Genomic DNA, 954 nt, shown 5'->3' on the forward strand with positions numbered 1-954 from the left:
CGGGACGGCGGCTTCCATCAGCCGTTCGTACCGGCGCTGGTCGTCGGCAGTGGCGTTGGCGTCGTTGTGGATCGTGAGCATTGTGGATCTTTCCGTGGTCGGACGGTTGTCGCGCGGCCTGGGCGCCCCCGCAGGAGTGGCGTTGGCCGTGGTCCCTTGGCGGGGACAGCAGAGGTCGTGCCGTACGTGGGGCCGGTCGGCGGGTCGGTGCGGCGGTCTGCCGGTGCTGGCGGGAAGTCGGATGCCGCGCGGGCGGCGGGCCCGGTACGGCTGCGGGCCGCGTAGGAGGCCCGGGCGGAAGCGCAGGGTGGTCTTCACGCTTCCTCGGTGGGACGCGGTACGGCACCCGCTGTCGGCTGGCCGCTCACCGGCGGGTCACCGAGTCGAGCCGGCGCTTCAGACGGTCAGCGTCGTGGCTGCTGGCGAGGTCGGTGTACTGGGCGAGGCTGGTGGAGTACCAGTCCATGGCGGCGTGAGGTTGGTCGGCGCGCAGTGCGGCTTGGCCCAGGAACTCCATGGTGTGCGCGGCCCAGTAGGGCACCCGCAGGGAGCGGAACCGCTCCAGGGCCCGGACGAGCGCGGCGGCGGCCAGGTCGTGGGCACCGGCCAGCGAGTGGGCTTCGCCGAGGTAGGCCAGCGCGCGTGAGATGTTGAGCGGGTCCGGCTCGGTCAGGCTGGAGAGCAACGCGCAGGTCTCCTGGAGGACCGGCACTGCTGCGGCGGGTTCGCCCAGCCGGGCCTTCGCCGACCCGATGAGGATCAGGGCGAGGGCCTGGCCGCGCACGTGGCCGAGCTGTCCGTAGCGGGTAGCGGCGGCGGTCAGCTGGGGCATGGCCTCGACGTAGCGGGCATCGGCGTGCAGGCACGATCCGATGCCGCTGCTGCACTTGGCGATTGCCTCGAGGTCGCCTTCCGCGAGGGTCCGTGCGCGCTGGAGGCAGGAGATCGCCTCGT

The 954-nt window shown here is 72.6% G+C and carries 1 pseudogene; it reads right to left on the reverse strand.

The window, feature by feature from the left end:
* Nucleotides 1-364 precede the first annotated feature (364 nt).
* Nucleotides 365-954: pseudogene (locus ACLWS4_RS37175) on the reverse strand (hypothetical protein); the annotation flags it as partial.

The sequence above is a fragment of the Kitasatospora sp. SC0581 genome (genome assembly GCF_048159585.1).
In the GTDB taxonomy this organism is placed as follows: Bacteria; Actinomycetota; Actinomycetes; order Streptomycetales; family Streptomycetaceae; genus Kitasatospora.